Origin of the sequence: Prevotella sp. HCN-7019 (assembly GCF_037890215.1) — a bacterium.
Classification (GTDB): domain Bacteria; phylum Bacteroidota; class Bacteroidia; order Bacteroidales; family Bacteroidaceae; genus Prevotella.
Window position 1 is genome coordinate 192,710 of the sequence record NZ_JBBKBO010000002.1, and the last position, 19,561, is coordinate 212,270.

The 19,561-nt window shown below is 44.6% G+C and carries 16 protein-coding genes; 8 read left to right on the forward strand and 8 right to left on the reverse strand.

Translation table 11 applies throughout. The annotated features are described in order from the left end of the window. Window positions 1-59: 59 nt before the first annotated feature. Window positions 60-1,583: a hypothetical protein gene (locus WKT13_RS03855; protein WP_340322911.1), complete on the forward strand. Its 1,524-nt coding sequence runs from the start codon at window positions 60-62 to the stop codon at window positions 1,581-1,583. Window positions 1,584-1,757: 174 nt separating this feature from the next. Here WKT13_RS03855 and recA read toward each other — a convergent pair whose 3' ends face one another. The 3 genes from recA to WKT13_RS03870 form a co-directional block, all read right to left on the reverse strand. Beyond that, window positions 1,758-2,786 (reverse strand): recombinase RecA, encoded by a 1,029-nt coding sequence (gene recA, locus WKT13_RS03860; RefSeq protein ID WP_298618709.1) that lies wholly within the window; start codon window positions 2,784-2,786, stop codon window positions 1,758-1,760. 129 nt (window positions 2,787-2,915) lie between these two features. Continuing rightward, window positions 2,916-4,109 carry a saccharopine dehydrogenase family protein gene (locus tag WKT13_RS03865; protein WP_298618711.1) on the reverse strand — a complete coding sequence of 398 codons (1,194 nt, stop codon included), beginning with the start codon at window positions 4,107-4,109 and terminating at the stop codon, window positions 2,916-2,918. Between the two features lie 105 nt (window positions 4,110-4,214). After that, window positions 4,215-4,814: a DUF6621 family protein gene (locus WKT13_RS03870; RefSeq protein ID WP_445323566.1), complete on the reverse strand. Its 600-nt coding sequence runs from the start codon at window positions 4,812-4,814 to the stop codon at window positions 4,215-4,217. A gap of 615 nt (window positions 4,815-5,429) precedes the next feature. Here WKT13_RS03870 and WKT13_RS03875 point away from each other — a divergent pair. Both WKT13_RS03875 and WKT13_RS03880 read left to right on the forward strand, forming a co-directional pair. After that, on the forward strand, window positions 5,430-6,593 hold the full coding sequence (locus tag WKT13_RS03875) for a PrsW family glutamic-type intramembrane protease (protein ID WP_340322912.1): 1,164 nt from the start codon (window positions 5,430-5,432) through the stop codon (window positions 6,591-6,593). A gap of 24 nt (window positions 6,594-6,617) precedes the next feature. Beyond that, the gene (locus tag WKT13_RS03880; RefSeq protein ID WP_340322913.1) at window positions 6,618-7,496 is read left to right on the forward strand and encodes a BACON domain-containing protein; all 879 of its coding nucleotides are present in this window, start codon (window positions 6,618-6,620) and stop codon (window positions 7,494-7,496) included. A gap of 1,050 nt (window positions 7,497-8,546) precedes the next feature. On the opposite strand, the gene WKT13_RS03885 is transcribed toward WKT13_RS03880, so the two are convergent. Genes WKT13_RS03885 through WKT13_RS03895 form a run of 3 tightly spaced genes read right to left on the reverse strand, consistent with a single transcriptional unit; the run spans window position 8,547 to window position 10,736 of the window. Next, window positions 8,547-9,488 carry a hypothetical protein gene (locus WKT13_RS03885; protein ID WP_298618719.1) on the reverse strand — a complete coding sequence of 314 codons (942 nt, stop codon included), beginning with the start codon at window positions 9,486-9,488 and terminating at the stop codon, window positions 8,547-8,549. A gap of 52 nt (window positions 9,489-9,540) precedes the next feature. After that, the gene (locus WKT13_RS03890) at window positions 9,541-10,227 is read right to left on the reverse strand and encodes a hypothetical protein (RefSeq protein ID WP_340322914.1); all 687 of its coding nucleotides are present in this window, start codon (window positions 10,225-10,227) and stop codon (window positions 9,541-9,543) included. Then, window positions 10,224-10,736, reverse strand: a complete 513-nt coding sequence (locus tag WKT13_RS03895; protein ID WP_298618723.1) for an RNA polymerase sigma factor — start codon at window positions 10,734-10,736, stop codon at window positions 10,224-10,226. The genes WKT13_RS03890 and WKT13_RS03895 overlap by 4 nt, the downstream gene beginning before the upstream one ends. A gap of 573 nt (window positions 10,737-11,309) precedes the next feature. Here WKT13_RS03895 and dnaK point away from each other — a divergent pair. Beyond that, entirely contained in the window at window positions 11,310-13,211 is a 1,902-nt protein-coding gene (dnaK, locus tag WKT13_RS03900; RefSeq protein ID WP_340322915.1) for a molecular chaperone DnaK, read from the forward strand. A gap of 720 nt (window positions 13,212-13,931) precedes the next feature. Here the strand turns inward: dnaK and WKT13_RS03905 are convergent. Next, window positions 13,932-14,348: an AAA family ATPase gene (locus WKT13_RS03905; protein ID WP_340323109.1), complete on the reverse strand. Its 417-nt coding sequence runs from the start codon at window positions 14,346-14,348 to the stop codon at window positions 13,932-13,934. Further along, complete coding sequence (locus tag WKT13_RS03910; RefSeq protein WP_307759605.1) at window positions 14,345-14,578, reverse strand: hypothetical protein; 234 nt, start codon at window positions 14,576-14,578, stop codon at window positions 14,345-14,347. Before WKT13_RS03910 ends, WKT13_RS03905 begins: the two co-directional genes overlap by 4 nt. 1,413 nt (window positions 14,579-15,991) lie before the next feature. Here WKT13_RS03910 and WKT13_RS03915 point away from each other — a divergent pair. The 4 genes from WKT13_RS03915 to WKT13_RS03930 all read left to right on the forward strand — a co-directional run bounded on the left by WKT13_RS03915 (window position 15,992) and on the right by WKT13_RS03930 (window position 19,318). Beyond that, window positions 15,992-16,129: a hypothetical protein gene (locus WKT13_RS03915; RefSeq protein ID WP_340322916.1), complete on the forward strand. Its 138-nt coding sequence runs from the start codon at window positions 15,992-15,994 to the stop codon at window positions 16,127-16,129. 29 nt (window positions 16,130-16,158) lie between these two features. Then, complete coding sequence (locus WKT13_RS03920; protein ID WP_307759606.1) at window positions 16,159-17,097, forward strand: hypothetical protein; 939 nt, start codon at window positions 16,159-16,161, stop codon at window positions 17,095-17,097. 795 nt (window positions 17,098-17,892) lie between these two features. Further along, complete coding sequence (locus tag WKT13_RS03925) at window positions 17,893-18,222, forward strand: hypothetical protein (protein WP_307759607.1); 330 nt, start codon at window positions 17,893-17,895, stop codon at window positions 18,220-18,222. Then, window positions 18,206-19,318 (forward strand): HigA family addiction module antitoxin, encoded by a 1,113-nt coding sequence (locus tag WKT13_RS03930; RefSeq protein ID WP_340322917.1) that lies wholly within the window; start codon window positions 18,206-18,208, stop codon window positions 19,316-19,318. The genes WKT13_RS03925 and WKT13_RS03930 overlap by 17 nt, the downstream gene beginning before the upstream one ends. Window positions 19,319-19,561: the final 243 nt, after the last annotated feature.

A 19,561-nucleotide genomic window follows, 5' to 3' on the forward strand; every position in this document is an offset into this window, starting at 1 on the left:
TTCAAAATATGAAGAGTTATTATTTAAGATATAATCGGATGTTTAACAAAACAAAAAAGATGGAAAAATTCAAATTCTACGGATGCATGGGCATCCTCGCACTGTCGCTCACACTGAGCTCGTGCAGTAACGATGACAATGAAAATCCCGGTGGTTCTACTGACGTGACATGGACACTGGATGGCGGACTGAATGCCTGCAACCACATTCTCTTCACCGCTGACGGAAAAGAAAACGTAAGCGACGAAGGAAAACAGATTGGTAACGGTGACCAGGAATTCGTATTCACAGGAAAGCAGACACTGAAGAAAGGCACCTACATCCTGAAAGGCTGGGTTTACATAGCAAACGGTGCAGAACTCACTATTGAGCCGGGAACCGTGATAAAGGGTGACAAGCAGACAAAGGCAGCACTCATAGCAGAACGTGGCGGAAAACTCATCGCCGAAGGAAGAGCTGACGCTCCTATCGTGTTCACATCTGAAGAGGCTAAAGGCAACCGCCGTCCGGGCGACTGGGGTGGAATCATCCTCTGCGGAAAAGCTGTGACCAACGAAGGTGAGAAGCAGATAGAAGGTGGTCCGCGTACCAAATTCGGTGGCAACGACGATGCCGACAACTCTGGTGTTCTGAAGTATGTGCGCATCGAGTTCGCAGGATATCCATTCCAGACCGACCAGGAGATCAACGGTCTCACACTCGGTGCTGTAGGTTCCGGCACAAAGATCGACCACGTACAGGTGTCTTATTCTAACGACGACTCTTACGAGTGGTTCGGCGGAACTGTTGACTGCAAGTATCTCGTTGCATACAAAGGATGGGACGACGACTTCGATACAGACAACGGATTCAGCGGAAACGTGCAGTTCGGTCTGGCCGTACGCGACTCAAAGATTGCAGACAAGTCACAGAGCAACAGCTTCGAAAGCGACAACAACGCCAACGGATCAAACGGCGAACCTCACACTTCTGCAGTATTCTCTAACATCACATTCATCGGCCCGAAAGCTGTTGACGCTTCTTTCCAGAACAATGTTGACTACATCACCGGTGGTGAGTACTTCCCCAACAACGGCTCTGGTCTGGGACGTTTCCAGGCAGCAATGCACATACGCCGCGACTCTCACCTCAACTGTTTCAACTCTGTTGCTGTGGGATGGCCTGTAGGTCTGATTCTCGACAACGAGAAAGGTGACACTCAGGGTGCCGCAACTTCAGGCGCACTGAAACTCAGAAACATCTGGTTCGCCAACATGGACGTACTTGGAACAGACTTCAACAAGATATACGAAGACGGACTTTATGACTATGAGACCGGCACAGTTGACAAAACGAAGAATTCATTCTCTCACACATTCTTCGAACTGGCTGACAACAATAACAAGTATTTCGAATCTGCAAACGGATGGTTCGACGCAACAGGATACATTCCTGCAGCAGGCAGTCCGCTCATCGGTGCAGCTTCATTCACAGACGCTCTGCTCAACGGATGCACTGCAGTGGACTACATCGGAGCTTTCGCAGCCGGCGACAACTGGCTTGACGGATGGACCAACTTCGATCCGCAGAACGCAGACTATTGATTTCTGACACTCAAAAAAACTTGAAGAACCGGTACCGGAACATGAGTCAGCAATTTCTGTAAGTACCGGTTCTTTCCTTTGTTAACCTAATATAATAAAAGCGGCAGACACGTTCAACACTATGGTTTGAACTTTGTCTGCCGCTTGTTTTATGTTTTATGCTCTGCCGCCGGATTACTGTTTGTCGGCAAGAACCTGCATAATCTGAGCCTCGAGTTCCTCGCAGAGTTCAGGATTGTCCTTAAGCAACGCCTTTGTAGCGTCGCGTCCCTGTCCCAGTTTGGAACTTCCGTATGAATACCATGAACCACTCTTCTGGATGATACCGCACTCAACGCCGAGATCAACAATCTCTCCTATCTTCGAGATACCTTCTCCGAAGAGTATCTCAAACTCTGCCTTACGGAATGGAGGTGCCACCTTGTTCTTCACAACCTTCACACGCACGAGGTTACCGACCACCTGATCGCCGTCCTTAAGACTCGTCACCTTGCGTATGTCGAGACGTACACTGGCATAGAACTTCAGCGCGTTACCACCCGTTGTTGTCTCCGGATTGCCGAACATCACACCGATCTTCTCACGCAACTGGTTGATGAAGATACACGTTGTGTTGGTCTTGCTGATGGTTGACGTGAGTTTTCGCAGCGCCTGACTCATCAGACGGGCCTGCAATCCCACGTTGTTGTCGCCCATGTCGCCCTCTATCTCCTTCTTCGGAGTCAAGGCAGCAACAGAGTCGACAACGATAATGTCGATGGCCGAAGAGCGTATGAGCTGGTCGGCTATTTCGAGAGCCTGCTCACCGTTGTCTGGCTGTGAAATCCAGAGATTGTCCACATCGACACCGAGTTTGGCTGCATAGAAGCGGTCGAAAGCATGTTCCGCATCGATGAAAGCGGCTATACCGCCTGCCTTCTGCGCCTCGGCTATGGCGTGGATGGCGAGTGTTGTCTTACCCGAACTCTCCGGACCGTATATCTCTATGATACGTCCGCGCGGATAACCTCCCACTCCGAGAGCGGCATCAAGAGCGATACTGCCGGTCGGTATTACCTCGACATTCTCGATATGTTCGTCACCAAGTTTCATTATAGACCCCTTGCCGAAGTCTTTCTCTATCTTCGACATTGCCGCCTGAAGTGCTTTCAGCTTGCCTTCGTTCAGTGCGGCAGCGCCTGTATTTTCTTTTTCCTTTGCCATTTCTGTTCTGTTTTCAATTATGAATGAATGTCACGCCTGTCATGACACAGCCTCTGTTCCATATCAGGACAGGCTGTTCACGACAGGCGCGTGATGTCTTAAGCGATAAGAAATGCTGCCGGAAAGGCATCAGAGTTCGAGATCTCCGTTGAAGATCTCATGCCACGGCAGTCCCTGTTTGTTGAGTTGTTCCATGAAAGGATCCGGATCGAATTCCTCGACATTCCACACACCGGGACGGCGCCACAGGCCTTTGAAGAACATCATTGCACCGATCATAGCCGGCACACCCGTCGTATAGCTTACGCCCTGCATACCAGTCTCGTTGAAGGCAGCCTGATGTGAGCAGTTGTTATATACATAATAGGTGAGTTCCTTGCCGTCTTTCAGTCCACGGATGCGGCATCCTATACTTGTCTGACCTTCGTAGTTCTGGCCGAGGTCCTGCGGGTTAGGCAGCACAGCCTTGAGGAACTGGAGCGGTACAATCTTCTTGCCCTCGTAGTCGATAGGCACGATGCTTGCCATACCTATGTTCTGAATGACACGCAGATGAGTGAGATACTCCTGTCCGAAAGTCATCCAAAAACGTGCGCGACGTATTGTTGGATAGTTCTTCACGAGGCTTTCTATCTCCTCATGATGAAGCAGATAACTTTCCTTCGGTCCGATTTCCGGATATGTGAGCGGCTTGTGTATCTCAAGCGGTTCGGTCTCCACCCATTTGCCATCTTCCCAGTAAAGACCTTTCTGGGTTATCTCGCGTATGTTGATCTCAGGATTGAAGTTTGTAGCGAAAGCCTTGTGATGGTCACCGGCGTTGCAGTCAACGATGTCGAGATACTGTATCTCGTCAAAATGATGCTTGGCGGCATAGGCTGTAAAGATGCTTGTCACACCCGGATCAAATCCACATCCCAGAATGGCTGTGAGTCCGGCGTCCTCAAAACGTTTCTTGTAAGCCCACTGCCAAGAATATTCGAAGTGAGCCTCATCCTTCGGTTCGTAGTTCGCGGTGTCCAGGTAGCTGCATCCGCAGGCAAGACATGCCTCCATGATGGTGAGGTCCTGATAAGGCAGTGCGAGGTTTATGACCAGCTCCGGCTTATAGTCATTCATGAGCGCCTTGAGCTGTTCGACGTCGTCAGCATCCACCTGGGCTGTCTTGATGTTAGGATTGCCTATTGCCTCGACAATCTTGTCGCACTTAGACTTTGTGCGGCTTGCAATCATGAAATCGGTAAACACATCAGCGTTCTGCGCTATCTTGAACGCAGCGACGGTGGCAACGCCTCCCGCGCCAATCATTAACACTTTTCCCATATTTTCTCAGATATTAGTTGTTTTCAAGTATATTATATATAATGTATGTGTATGCCACAGCGTCCGAAACCGTCACATGAAACGGCGAACAGGCCGTGCGGCATGTCATTTCAGTTCGTCCGACCTTATGCCCAGCGCACTCATGAGCGAGTAGCCGAGTATTTCCTGACGGAAGTTGCCGCCGGTCATGGGCTGCATGGCAAACATGGTGACACGCTTCTCGTCGTCAACACGGCGCAGGATATGGCACAGACTGTCATAGAGTCCGGCGCGCTCGGTATCGGGTACAATCATGATGCGCTTTGTCTCTTTGCCGGCACAAGCCGCCTCCACCACATCAGCGAAGAAGTCGTCGCGGCTTACGATGTCCTCAACCGGCAATGCCGAGATGGTGAACTCTCCAAGATTGTCCTTGAAAGCCTTGCCGTTGAGTTCGTCGGCGAGATTGCCCGGCGCAAAGTTCTCCAGCTCACTGCGTCCGCGGTCGTGTATAAGCACCACCTGCACATCATTGTCTCCCTCGCGCACTCCGCCGTCGAGAGCCACACAGTCTATCCACCGCGCCATGTCGGCCTTAGGTATGCGGCGGCCTATCATGCGTTCGAAGTTCACTATGAGATTGAAAGCCACGCGGTCTATATATCCTGCGTCGGCTATAATCACATTCTCGCTCCACTTCACGCTTTTGTCTGTCATATCGTTCATATATGCAAAGATAATGCAAATCGAGAGCAGAACAAAATAAATAAAAGAAATAGTTTTATTTATTTTTTATGCCGAGATGAAGCTTATCTTATTAAAAGATAATGCAAATCGAGAGCAGAACAAAATAAATAAAAGAAATAGTTTTATTTATTTTTCGTGCCGGGATAAAGCTTATCCTATCAAGAGATAATGCAAATCGAGGGCTGAACAAATATTCGTTCTGATGTTTCCGTCCGACAGAAAATCATATCATATAATGTGGGAACTGCAATCATAAAGCGCCCCTACCCTTCGGACGAAGTTGTATGCAGCGAAGAAAAAGTACGGAAACCGTGCATACAAACAAGCCACTACCGCCAACACAATAAAGCATGTCATTCCCATTAACATAACGCCTTTACGGGGTGACGGTCTAAGAAATGGCAGTTCTCACAGCACCTGGCATAAAAATTTCCACCAAACACATCTGTTATATTGAAAAAAAGCAGTAATTTTGTTTCGTTAATTCACCGCTATTATTATTTGCAAATAGCTGATTTACAACTATGGAAAAAAACAAACCAACTACAAGATTACTGAATCTGAAATCTTTCCTTATAGCAAACTCACTTTATTATGATATATTGTAACTATTGCGGTTGCCCTAACCATGAGGGCGACAGGTTTTGCGGGCATTGCGGAAAACCGTTAAACACTAATACAGCGAACAATTACTCAAACAACAATTCGCAGAAAAAGACGCACAGCGGGAGCGGCAGTTCATGGATAGATTCCATAAACGACTATGTGGGAAACGACAGACCGGCCGACATTAACTGGAAAGTGCTTTTCTCAGACGTGTTCAAACCGCACACGACAGAGGAGGCCGAGGAGATATTCATCTGCGGTACGAAGATAACGACTCCTGATGCCGCCAGCATATCTAAGGGATGGCCACGTCCGTGGCTGTACAGCAGAGTGCTGCTGATGTTTGTCATCACCTTCGTGCTTCTGTGGATATGCGTGAATGCCTTCGGCAATCTCAACGCCTTTCCGGGAATGATTGTGATAGGCTCTTTTGCCGTACCGCTGTCCACCATGATTCTGTTTATGGAGGCAAACGTATGGCGCAACGTCAGCATGTACACCGTACTGAAAACATTCTTCATCGGAGGATGCGCCTCGCTGGTGGCCACACTGCTGCTGTTCTCCTTCTATGCGGTGGAAGAGATGGACTTTTTCGGTGCGTTCATGGTTGGTCTTATTGAGGAGATAGGCAAGGCCGTGATAGTCTTCGCCATACTGAGGAAACTCGGAAAGCTGTCCATTCTCACGGGCCTTCTCATCGGAGCATCCGTAGGAGCGGGCTTCGCGGCATTCGAGTCGGCCGGATATGCGTTGCAGCCTTTCATACAGTTGCAGCAGATAACGGGCTATGCGGCCGCTTACGGACAGAACATTGACGGCCAGGAAATGATGGACGCCATAAACAACACTATATTCCTGCGTGCCGTGCTTGCTCCGGGCGGCCACGTGGCATGGGCTGCGATATCAGGCGCGGCGTTTGTCATCACGGCCAAAGCCACGGGTGTAATCGACACGTCAGTGTTCTCCAACTCGATATTTCTGAAACTGTTTGCCATACCGGTTGTGCTGCATTGCCTGTGGGATTCGCCTCTGGCCATGTGGATAAACGAAATTTTCCCGTTCGGAGGATATATAGCCCTGATTGTCGTAGTATGGGTTGTCGTGATGATTCTGATAAACATGGGACTGGCGGAAGTGAGCAGAAGAAGATAGTATAACAAAAAATAAAAGGAAGAAATGAAAGAATGTCCGAAGTGTCATACACAGTATGATGACACAATGAGTTTCTGCACGAAAGACGGATGCCGGCTTATAAAACCGGGCAACGCGACTGTTGCGGAAAACAATCCGCCCCTAAGACCTAAGCAGAAGGGCGGATGTCTGAAGAAAATAGTAGTGAGCGTGGTTTTGCTGATAATAGCTCTTGTGGCCTTCTACAACTATATAATGAACGCCGCGACCTATCTGCGGGTGGAACCTAACATGATAAAGGTTGTCAAGGCAGGCGGCGAATGTAAGGTGGACGTTGACTACGATGGCTACGTGTGGACAATAAACCATAAGCCGGACTGGGTGAACATAGACGAGAGGGACGAATACTTCAACATAACCGTCATGCCAAACACCACCGGACAGGACCGACAGGGCACGATAACCGTGCAGAGCGGCAAACGGCTGGCGCAGGTGGCGATAGGCCAGCTGGGATATGCCACAAGGCTGAAAACAGACGAATACAGTCTGAACTTCTCATCGTCGGGAGGCAGCCAGAAGCTCAAACTGGACACAGACGGATGTGCACTGCAGAAGGATTGCCCCGACTGGATAAGCGTGGACGAAGAGAAGGACGGCACATTGAGCATAAAATGTGACGAGAACGACGACGAATACCGCACAGGAACAATAGTTCTCAGCGAGGACAACGTGTCGCAGTCTGTATTTGTAGTGCAGGGAGGAACCTGCAATGTTTGCCACGGCGAGGGCGATAAGACATGCAGCTATTGTCTGGGAACGGGCAGCTCAGGGTTCGGATGGTACAGTACGACATGTATGTGGTGCGGCGGAAAAGGAAAACTGGAGTGCAGCACATGCAACGGAACAGGCAAAAGAGACGAATAGAAAATGGCGCGGGGCGTTATCGGCACAGACTGATGCACTCCGCGCTTTCTGTATGGAATTGTCTGATGCATGATATATTCTGACTCTGTAGAAATAATGCCGGGATTCATTCTAATTCATAAAACACGATGAAAGTCCATAAACACTCTGACAATACGGAGCGGCATAACAGTGGCAGCACATTTATTCATGTAAGAACAGACAGGCATTGCCATAGACCGTGAGTTGTCCACATAAGACAGCACACCTAAATACAGCTTTTCCACTCATGCACCCGTGCATGGATTTCTCATGAAAAACAGGGAGAGGATTCAGAAAACTCAAGAGAAAGACTCACCCGATTTCTTGACTTTTTTTTGACAAAAAATTTTCGCAAAAGAGATGTTAATCAATGTTAAACACACCACATTCAAGGCTCTTTACATCCGATGCCTGCCATCCCCTACCCTGTATGGTCACGCCGGAGATTCTGTCCGTCACTCTCATTAAGCCCATTTGAGGGGCTGATAAACTCTGTTTCAGGGGCTGATATCGCCCGTATCATGCCCTGAAACGGGCATAATCAGACTCTAAAACGGTGCTTATTGCATGACGAAAAAGTCGTCGTAATTATAAATTATTGATTTTCAACGTTTTGCGCAAGGTCCTGATTTTTCGCGAATTTGCAGCCGAAGGAGAGTCCGCCCGCAAATCCGCGAAAAATAAACGGGGTAGAACAGAAAACTCAGACAGAAAATCGCAGGATGCAAGGGGTGCGGGAATACCTTTTCGGATGTCCTGTCCAAGCGAAGGTGGAAACGATGATTTTGGACAGACAACAGCAGTCTTTTTATTCAAGCCATTCCCCACAGTATTTCCACCGGGCACGTATATACAACAGCATATGCACGGACGGCATGACGGAAAGACTTAGCGTATTGTGCAGGATGTACGGTCTGACATACGACATCCGCCTGCGGTGGCACGGCACACCGCACATAACGACAAAAGGGGCTGACCTCACGGCCGCCCCTTTCCTTTAATGAAGAAACATTCTTATGAAAATATTGATTATTTCAGCGCGTCTGCTGCCATTTTCAGAATACCTATTACATATTTGTCATTCAATCCCTGGCTCATGTCAATAAGCGTGGTGCGACACAATGACCGTTCGTCCTTCGACAACAGACTGCCTTTGTTCTTGCACAGGTCGAGCATGCGATTGGCAATAGTAGTCTGCATGGCAAGTCCGGACTTTTCGCGTTTGGCATCAAGGAACACCGAGCGCAGATTGCCAAATATCACGAGAAATCTCGACGAACTATCCACATCACTATATTCTGCCGAACTGTTCCCAACAACGTTTCCGTTCTTATAGACAACTGTTTTCGTATCATTGTCGCTGTTATAAGTTACAACTGTTCCGTCCGGCAATATCGTGGTACGCACAGACACATTCTCACTCGTACTGCGTTTCACCTTCGGGTCACGGCTATATATGATGGAAATGGAACCTGATATATAAGTGTCTTTCGAACGGCTGATTCTATCTTTGCTCTCATACCACACCAAAGCGTAACACCACCGCCATGTGCTGTCACCGGGCTCTTTTATATTAAGCACAATATAATTGCGATCGCTGCGTGTTCCGAAGGTAAAAGTTTTACTAAGATCAGCCCCGTATGCAATTTTCATCTGTTCGTTACTACCACTGTTGGCATTTCTCATCATCATATTATAAGCATTGGCGCTTTCAGAAAGAAAGGCCTTACGCAATTTCTCAAGAATGTCAGCGTCTGAATGTTTGATTCTGAAACCAATCTCGTTATACAAAGTATTCTTGCCGTCTGCTGTCACGAACTCCTGTTCTTTCGTATTCGAAATGACATACTCGGAGCTTTTCTTGTCTAACAGAAATTCGTTTATGGCCTTGTCTATGCGTCGTTGAGCTGATACAGACAACGTCACTGACATTATCGTCAACGCGGTAAATAATCGGTATATGGTGTTCATATATTTATTGTTTTTGTTTTTCAACAATATCGTATTCATTTTATCAACAACATCAGTACATCAGATCGTCTTCAGACGCACCGTCGCTACCATCCGTTTCATCTCCATAATCCATTCCGGCCAACTCCAGTGTCTTCACCTCGTTGATGGTTTCGATGTTACGGAGCAGCGCCTCGCTCACAGCCTCTATCTCGTGCATCTTCTCAGCCAGAAGCCTATCGGCGGCGGCAATAGAGTCTGCCGGCACGGTGCACTCCATGTTTTCAGTCTTTGCCAGATAAACCTTTGGCGGAGCGGGCTTGTAGCGATAGCGGTCGATGCGGCGGCGTACAGGTTTGGGAGCCGGACGCTCGGGGCGGAAGTTCACGGTGTCGGCTTCGGCCGATGCGGCACTGTCGGGCTGCGTTTTGGCGTCACTCATGGCTGTGGGAGGCTGGACTGAGGGCGCGAGCTCCTCACCGCGCGGCCACACCATGACCATCAGCACAGCCACGGCCGCAGCTGCCGCCACACCAAGCCACAGACGGCGGACACGGCGCACGGGTCGGGCGGCAACTTCATCCCCACCCTGCGGCATGCCGGCGTCGAAGTAAGCGAACATCTCCTTATACTCACGCCATTCCTCCGGCACGTCGTGTGTGCGGTAGTAAGCGGCCAGACGGTCTTCCTCCTCAATGGTGGTCAGTCCGTCCATGAAGCGTTGGGTGAGCTTTTTTATGTCGTCAAATTCGTTTGTCATAAGAGTAGTTCGTTTTGTTGTTTTCTTTTTCTGATGTCCTGCATGAGTCTTTGGCGTGCCCGTGAGAGCAGTGTAGCCACAGACGTTGTCTCAATTCCCATTATGGCAGCAATCTCGCTGTTGGTCTTGCGTTCCACCTGACGCAGGTGCAGCACCTGATATTCTGATGACGGCAAGCGTGCGAGCCTGCGGCTCAGCCACTGTTCGTTCTCCATCATCTCAAGCTGTGTGTCGGGGCCCGGAGAGGTGTCGGTCATTGCAGGCCGAACGTCTATCGGAACTGTGCGCCGGCGTCGCAGCGTAGTCACACTGAGATGAACGGCGATGCACTTTGCCAGAGCGTCAACCGAGCGGTAACGGTCGAGTTCGTCGCGCATGGCCCATAGCTTCAGCATGGTGTCCTGCGCTGTGTCTTCGGCTTCCTCGGGCGAAAGCCCGTAATGGCGAGCCACGCCAAGCACCTTCGTCCTTATGCCGACGGCAATATTTTCAAACTCGTTCTGCTCCACTCTGATTCGGTTATGTTTCTTCTTTCTCGTTCTTCTCCTCCCATCATATCATCAATCCGGGAAAGAGTCGCCGCGGCATCATGCTCACTGGTCAATGGCTTTCTGCCTCAGGCTTTCATTATATCAGACGAACGAAGGTGCGATTTCTAAACACGATTAACACACATTAACACTAATCTCCTTCCGCATCCTCTTCCCCACTCTTTGCAAACGGAAAACGACACACTCTGAATAACTGCGGAAATTCTCCGGACGGTAAGAATCTTGACAACAGAAAATCGCGAAACAGAAAACGAATACGCTCTAAAATACATCAGATGTGCAGAAAGATTCTCAGCTAATTGAGCATCCGCCACATACCGGCGATAAAACCCATACTGTCGCGCATATATTATATAATGTCACGCCCGCCGCAATGCGTCAGACTCTGCCCACGAACGTGCCATTTTGTCACACAGGCTGTCAGCCTCTGCTGTCCGCCCTGCGTTTGGCATACCATTTGTTATTATGATAGCGAACGCATGTTCAAAGATAACATTAAATTAGAATAATAACAAAAAAAAGATAAACATTATGGGAAAGATTATTGGAATCGACTTAGGTACTACAAACTCTTGCGTTGCCGTATTTGAAGGCAACGAACCGGTAGTAATCACAAACAGCGAAGGCAAGCGCACCACTCCTTCAGTTGTAGGATTCGTAAAAGACGGTGAGCGCAAGGTGGGCGACCCTGCAAAACGTCAGGCCATCACCAATCCGAAGAACACCGTTTACTCTATAAAGCGTTTCATGGGTGAGACCTACGCACAGAGCCAGAAAGAGGCAGAGCGCGTTCCGTTCAGCGTTGTGAACGAAGGCGGTTATCCGCGTGTTGACATCGACGGCCGCAAGTACACTCCGCAGGAAATCTCAGCCATGGTGCTTCAGAAAATGAAGAAGACCGCAGAGGACTATCTGGGCCAGGAAGTTACGGACGCCGTAATCACAGTGCCGGCATACTTCTCAGACTCTCAGCGTCAGGCAACAAAGGAAGCCGGACAGATTGCAGGCCTCAACGTTCGCCGTATCGTGAACGAGCCTACAGCAGCAGCCCTGGCTTACGGTGTTGACAAAGCCAATAAGGACATGAAAATTGCCGTATTCGACCTTGGTGGAGGTACATTCGATATCTCAATCCTTGAGTTCGGTGGCGGTGTGTTCGAGGTTCTTTCTACCAACGGTGACACTCACCTAGGTGGTGACGACTTCGACCAGGTTATTATAGACTGGCTCGTAAACAGCTTCAAGGCTGACGAAGGCATCGACCTGAGCAAGGACCCAATGGCTATGCAGCGTCTGAAAGAGGCAGCAGAGAAAGCTAAGATAGAACTGTCAAGCACAACATCTACAGAGATCAACCTGCCGTACATCTCGGCTGAAGGCGGTGTGCCAAAGCACCTCGTTAAGACTCTGACACGTTCACAGTTCGAACAGTTGGCTCACGACCTGATACAGGCATGCCTCGTTCCGTGCCAGAACGCAATGAGAGACGCTAAACTCTCTACATCGCAGATAGACGAAGTAATCCTCGTGGGTGGTTCAAGCCGTATACCGGCCGTTCAGACTCTCGTTAAGAACTACTTCGGCAAGGAACCTTCAAAAGGCGTTAACCCGGATGAGGTTGTAGCAGTAGGTGCATCAATACAGGGTGCCATCCTCAACAAGGAAGGCGGCGTAGGCGACATCGTGCTGCTCGACGTAACTCCTCTGACACTCGGTATCGAGACAATGGGTGGCGTTATGACAAAACTTATCGAGGCCAACACCACTATACCTTGCAAGAAGAGCGAGACATTCTCTACCGCTGTGGACAACCAGACAGCCGTAACTATCCACGTGCTGCAGGGTGAGCGTCCGATGGCCGCACAGAACAAGAGCATCGGTCAGTTCAACCTTGAAGGCATAGCTCCGGCACGCCGCGGTGTTCCGCAGATTGAGGTGACATTCGATATCGACGCCAACGGTATCCTGAACGTAAGCGCCAAGGATAAGGCTACAGGCAAGGAGCAGGCAATCCGCATCGAGGCTTCATCTGGTCTGAGCAAGGAAGAAATCGACCGCATGAAGGCAGAGGCTGAGCAGAACGCCGAGGCCGACAAGAAAGAGCGTGAGCGCGTGGACAAGATGAACCAGGCAGACTCTATGATATTCACCACAGAGAACTTCCTGAAGGACAACGGCGACAAGATTCCGGCAGACAAGAAACCGGCAATCGAGTCTGCACTCCAGCAGCTGAAGGACGCTCACAAGAGCGGCGACGTGGCAGCAATCGACAACGCCATCAACAATCTGAACACCGTAATGCAGGGCGCAAGCGCACAGATGTATCAAGGCGCACAGCCGGGTGCTGACGCACAGGCAGGCCAGCAGGCTCAGAACAACGGCGCAAAGGCTGACGACAATATCCAGGACGCCGATTTTGAGGAAGTCAAGTAAGTAACGATAAATAAACAATAAACATCCATAAGAAAAGGTGTGGAAATCAGACGATTCCACACCTTTTTTTGTTTTTATATTTGGTGTTTTTCTATCTATGTTTATTGTTTTTTATGGTATAAATGTACCATATTTGTACCGTAACTTAATGGTAGATAATGTGACACTTAAAAAAATATATAGTCTGAAAATCAAGAATATACACAAGTGGTTTTTCCTTTATCAATATTGAAAACGAATATTGGGATACATTTTTGATTCATTGTTCCTAAAATATATGTAATTCACTTATTTGTACCATATTTGTACCGCAACAAATTAGTAGATAATGTGCAACAAATGAATATATAAATACATAAATAACAGCAAGTTATAAGTTTTCATATTTTCTCTTCAAAGAATTGCTGAAATAAAATCAGATTGTTCTCTAAATTATAATCAAATATTACTCATTTTTTTGCTTAATAGCTTCATATATGCATCTGATCAGTCTTTGTTGTTTCTTGATTTTTATCTGTAATGATTTAATATTCAATAAGTTATTGTATATCTTTGCATTTTACGCAGTGCACTAAGTATTTTTACGCAGCGGAATTATAATCTTTTTATATGAAATAGTATAGAAGTAACATTATAGTATTATGAGTAATCCGAAATCTGTTTTCTTTCATTATTGTGTTTGTTCATATATTTGTTTTCCAAATCAAGAAAAGCAGAGTATTATTCCAATATCGGGTTATAATTTACATCAATTAACTTGTCTGCTACCTCTGTTTCAACTTTATGGCCATTTTTGTAAAGGCTGAAGAATCGCATTTCAGGACTTTCCTCAGGAGTATATTCTGCAATCATTGATAGCTTGTGTGACAACAGATAATCATGTGTGGATACAAATACCTGCACTTTATATTTTTTGGCGAGTTCCACAATGAGATCTACAATGATTGAAATCAAGGTAGGATTCATGTTTGATTCTGGTTCATCCCAAAACAAGATACTTTCCGGCTTAAACTCTCCATTGATACATAGATACAATATGGTAGCCATCTTTTGTAGCCCTTCTGCCACCAGATGTGCTTCGTATTCCTTGCCATCATCAATTATATAAAAGCGATTTCCCTTTCTTATTATACTTATATTACACTTTTTAGTACTGGTGCAAGTATGTCCTGTACTTCTTTTAGAGCATCATTCTTTAAAGGTGCTACATCCATAGCTTTTGCAAGATCAAGATAGGTTTCATCGAACGAAATTTCTCTTTTTTCATATAAGCTAATGAAACCCTCAAATAGCGAAAACATTTCTCTTGGAGGAATGTAAATGAAATGCGGCTGATCTATATAAGTATTGTTGTCAGATTTTGCCAACGATGCCTTTTCACCGAAAGTACAGGCAAGTTCACCTGATTCCAGTGCTATTTTAACGGATGCGGATCCAGATCCATATTTGTATACTAGATGACATAGTGTGTCCGGCTTAAAATATCAAAGCAGTTTTTCCGTGAACAAATCTCCAAATTTATCCTTTGTCTTGGAGATTGACCGTGCAAAAAGCGAGTTAGCTTTCATCGAGGCTGCAAGAATTTCATTATATGGGTTTTCCCTGTGCCGTTGCGGCCAATAAAGACATTGATACCTTTACAGAAAGCAAGATTGCATTCTTAAAAGCATGTAAAGCTATTTAGATATAAACTTTTAATCATGATTACTGCAGATTAATCCTTGTGGGATACAATTTGTAAACTTAAGAAATTCTTTGTATCCGCCCAATTCCTTTTCACTTTTTATGACTATACTTATAGTTTCATCATTTCACCTGTGTTCATATTTTATGAATACGTCCGGACAAATGAACGGACATGGCTATAAACTTATAAAAATAATCTTCTATAAAAATGTTTTTTTATTAATTAGATATGTATCTTTGCAGATAAATCTGAAAAACTATGTATAGATCAGATAAGATTGGTCCATTGGCAGAATATGGTGACTTCTTCGGAAGAGAAAAGGAAATCCGCAAGGTAAACAGACTGCTTGATAGTAGCCATTCTTTTGACTGTCTGTACCCCGCCGCATTAGCAACTCTATATTGGCGAAATATCTGATAGAAAAGAAAAAGAATCAGAGGTGGAAATGTGTTTATATCGACCAGGATGAAACAATCACAGAAGATGGTTTTCTTAACCTTGTAATTGAAACCTTCTGCAAAAATGATATTTGGAAACAGGTAGCTAAGGAATGTCCAAAAAGGGTTGGCTTCAGTACAGGAAAGAATAGAGAAGATTTCTCTCAGTCCTGTTTAATTTGATTTTTGGGAAAAAGAAGATCTGGAAGATTTCTTGAAGGAGCTAATCATGCACGATGAAGACACATTTATTGTCGTTGATGAATAGACTCTTTTCCTGGTGATTCTCAGCATGGGTGAAGACAGAACTGAAAAAGTGGACTTTATCCTCAACTGGCTTAGAAGCCTGCTACGGATTAGCAAAACGAAAGTCTGTTGACTGTTCTGCGGTTTTGTAGGTCTGAATATATTGAAATGAGCGATAAGTTTGTTGAGTATTTGCTGAACAAGTTGTATTGGAAGATCCCTTATTCTATTTCTCAAAATAGGTAGAAGACTATGAGGATAAGATGACTTGGGAAGATATAGACACAGTTTATCGTAAGTTATATTCAGAGAATTATTTGAGTACCAGGTCTGAGAGACTAGTCGAATATGGTGAATACGAGCTTCCTGCCCGGTAGATTCTGAAACTACTTGCCATTCTACGGAATGGTATGCTCAACAATTTGATGACAGGTCAGGATGCTTCAAAGATTGAGGCTGTTGATTATACTTTAAGCAAGGTTCTTGAATACATTATGAAGAAAGACTCTTTGCGTATGTTCCGCTCACCGCTTTTGAGAGATTATTGATTTGTCAGGTTTGTTTAGTGATTAAATAGATGAATACAAGTACCAGCATATTACATCAGCCTCCTTTATCTCTTGGCAATGGGATAAAGGAAGAGGCTGTTGTCATAAACAATGATATTTTTACGTCCATCTTCAACTATTTGTTAAAGGAGGACAGGGATAAGGTCGCACAGTCCAATTTGATTATTGGTGAAAAAGGGAGTGGAAAGACCTCATTGCTCAAAAGGATGTATTTCAGTATAGAGAACAGTGCCAAATGGCTTAAGCCGATATTCATAGATGGAAAAAGCCTTTTCTCAACTGATGATATATGGAAGTTTCATTCATTGCAGGATGATTCTTGCAGGACTGTCTTGTTGATTGACAATGTCCAGTACTATTTCGAGAGGACTGATAATACTGAGCAGTATAATTTGAGGGGAAAGCTCAATAAAGCCGGTGCACCTATTCTTATAGCGACAGCCGACAAGGTGCTGCCGGCATTCACCCGTTATGAGTCTGCTTTCTTCGAAGGATTTAAGATCTCTTATATACGGCCTCTTGTCGTCACTGATTATAGTATGTTCGTAGGGTGTGAGGCGGATATGACACGTTTGGAAAACCTGATGTCTTACTTGCCTAAGACACCCCGTTCTGTGCAGATTGCCGCAAAGATTATTGAAGATTCTGCAAGTCCCGAAATGGATATAATGCTTCTTTTAGACTATTTCTCTTTCTATTATCAGGCAAAGTATGATAGTTATGTAGTGCAGATTCAAAGAATTTTATCGGCTATTGCAAGGCCTGAAAATGGAGTCAATCTGCAGGAGATCCGTCAGATGACAGGTCAAGATAACGGGAAGATATCCCCATATCTCAAACTGATGGCTGACCGGAAAATTATAGATAGGACATCTCAAACCCAACGGGGAGGTATATATACCATTACAGACCCGCTGTTTAAATTATGGTTGCAAACCAATGTATAATTTTTTTAGAGAATGAATGTAATGTTTTTCAGTCCCTTGATTTTCTATATTTTCTAAAAGTCAAGTAAGTGGCGATAAAAATCCATAAGGAAAGGTGCGGAAATCAGGCGATTTTCACACCTTTTATGCTTTTTATATTTGGCGTCTTCTTTCTTTGTTTATTGTTTTTTATGGCTTACTTGTTCCGCAACAAATTTGGTGGATAACACGAAATAAATAATTATGTAAATTACTAAGCAGCAGTAAGTTATAAGCTTTTTATATTTACTCATCAAAGAATTGCCGAAATAAAGTTAAATTATTCTATAGATTAAACTGGTGAATTTATGATTACTTGATCATCATAGTCTTAGCATACAATTTGATACAGAGTAATCCATAATTTTAATATGCTTCAACTTCACTATCTTCATTTATATAGGTTATAGTCCACATTCTTGAACCATTTTTGAGTTCTCTTATATTACCTAAGAAAAAACTTTCAAAAAATACATCCAAAGCACTTAATCCATCTGGTAGATTTGTCCATCATTCAATGCTTTCTATGTATAATATACATATCTCTTTAATATCTGGTTTTATCTTCACATTTATAAACTAAGTATTTAGATAACAGTTCTACCATCTGTGGAAATTCTTGATTAATTTGTAAGACTTTCGTCATGGATGGAGAAAGTATATCGTTTGATGTAGTATTGGGAACTTTATTCTAGTATAAATAAAAATACCTATTGAAAAATTACCATATTTGGTAATTTATGCATATCTTTGCTGTAACAAATAGCATTTCACCGCATGAAAGTAATATTCAAAGATGAAGTTTTGTTAGAATTGTATGAAACAGGTAAGACAAGAGATAAAAGGTACAAGAACTTTTGCAAAAACAAGAAATTTATAGATGGATATATACGCGCAGTGAAAACGATGCATGATGTAGAGTCTACTGCTGAGTTAAAACTATTTAGTTTTTTGCATTATGAAAAACTGAAGCACCAAGTAGAGCAACGAAGCTCTGTTCGGATTGTCAATGGCATGGTAGAACGCCTCCTGTTTACGGAAACTGACGACGGTATTGAAGTTGAACTAATTGAAATAGATAGCACACATTATGGCAACAAAAAGTAACAATCCAATTCCCGTTAGAGCAATACACCCAGGAGAAATCTTGCGTGAAGAATTGCAGGAACGAGGTATAAAGCAAAAAGATTTTGCCCAACAAATAAGTGTGCAACCCACGCACTTAAATGCATTTATTAAGGGCAAACGTAACTTAAATGAAGATTTGGCAATGAAGCTGGAGCAGCATTTAGGCATACCTTTTAAGGTATGGATGAATCTCCAAAACAGTTATACATATGACTGTATAGCCATAGAGAAACGTAGTATTGAAGAACAGGAAGCCTTTGCGTTTGAGGAAGAATGTTCTAAAATACTAAATTTAAAACATCTATACAAATGTCTTCATTGCCCTTTTACATCTGTCGTTGATAAAGTAAGATGGATAAAAGACTTATTCCCATTTGACCTGCTAACTATACAGGAACAAAAGATGCAAGTGGCTGGTTTCTATAAACATAGTGAAAAAGTACAAATTGATGAGAAGAATATGTTCACATGGCTTGTCCTTAATTGGTTGACGATTTCGCATATTTCAAACTTAAACAGCTATGAACAAGGTAATGCTCTTAAAGCTGCTGAAGAAATTGCTTCAATGGCAAATCAAAGAAAAATGAGCGTGAATAATGTTAAAAAATGTTTACAAAACTATGGAATATCTTTGGCTGAGGTTCAAAAATTAGACAAGGCTCCGATTGATGCTTATTCTACGATAGTAAATGGACATCCAATCATAACTGTGACCTACCGTTATAACGATATGGATAAGTTAGCTTTTGATATTCTACATGAATTATGTCATATAGATCGACACTTATCTGATATCCAAAAGGCATTCATTGCGATTGAAGGGGTCGAATATTCCTCAGATCCAAGAGAAAAAGAAGCGAACGAATTTGCTAAAAATACTCTCATCCCTGAAGCCATATGGAATGAAATCTTAAAAGTGGGTTGTAATAGTCTTTCTCCTCATAAAATTGTAAAAACTATAGCGACTGAAGCTGAACGATATGGTATTAGTCCATCTATTGCTGTTTCAAGATATAAGCATGATACCAACTGGTACAAGACCTCAGCTTATCGTTCTCCTAAGATATTTGATTAACATTCATAATGTCTCTTCCACTCGTACGAAACAGTTGGTAGTTTCATTTACACGAGTGGAAGGACTGCTGCTTCTAGTATCAAAAAGGTAAAGGTTTGATGTCATTAAATGGATTCATATATCGTAGAGAAGTAGTTACATATTTTATCTGTGATTTTAATAATTGCATCCAAACAGGACACTATCGAATATATAATGCAGCGGATTCAGAAAATTCATCCGGAATTAAATTAAAACGGGAGG

Bases quoted from the DNA above. Each gene is read 5' to 3' on its own strand.
- WKT13_RS03855 (WP_340322911.1), top strand. From the start codon at position 60: ATGGAAAAATTCAAATTCTACGGATGCATGGGCATCCTCGCACTGTCG.
- recA (WP_298618709.1), bottom strand. From the start codon at position 2,786: ATGGCAAAGGAAAAAGAAAATACAGGCGCTGCCGCACTGAACGAAGGC.
- WKT13_RS03865 (WP_298618711.1), bottom strand. From the start codon at position 4,109: ATGGGAAAAGTGTTAATGATTGGCGCGGGAGGCGTTGCCACCGTCGCT.
- WKT13_RS03870 (WP_445323566.1), bottom strand. From the start codon at position 4,814: ATGAACGATATGACAGACAAAAGCGTGAAGTGGAGCGAGAATGTGATT.
- WKT13_RS03875 (WP_340322912.1), top strand. From the start codon at position 5,430: ATGATATATTGTAACTATTGCGGTTGCCCTAACCATGAGGGCGACAGG.
- WKT13_RS03880 (WP_340322913.1), top strand. From the start codon at position 6,618: ATGAAAGAATGTCCGAAGTGTCATACACAGTATGATGACACAATGAGT.
- WKT13_RS03885 (WP_298618719.1), bottom strand. From the start codon at position 9,488: ATGAACACCATATACCGATTATTTACCGCGTTGACGATAATGTCAGTG.
- WKT13_RS03890 (WP_340322914.1), bottom strand. From the start codon at position 10,227: ATGACAAACGAATTTGACGACATAAAAAAGCTCACCCAACGCTTCATG.
- dnaK (WP_340322915.1), top strand. From the start codon at position 11,310: ATGGGAAAGATTATTGGAATCGACTTAGGTACTACAAACTCTTGCGTT.
- WKT13_RS03915 (WP_340322916.1), top strand. From the start codon at position 15,992: ATGCTCAACAATTTGATGACAGGTCAGGATGCTTCAAAGATTGAGGCT.
- WKT13_RS03920 (WP_307759606.1), top strand. From the start codon at position 16,159: ATGAATACAAGTACCAGCATATTACATCAGCCTCCTTTATCTCTTGGC.
- WKT13_RS03925 (WP_307759607.1), top strand. From the start codon at position 17,893: ATGAAAGTAATATTCAAAGATGAAGTTTTGTTAGAATTGTATGAAACA.
- WKT13_RS03930 (WP_340322917.1), top strand. From the start codon at position 18,206: ATGGCAACAAAAAGTAACAATCCAATTCCCGTTAGAGCAATACACCCA.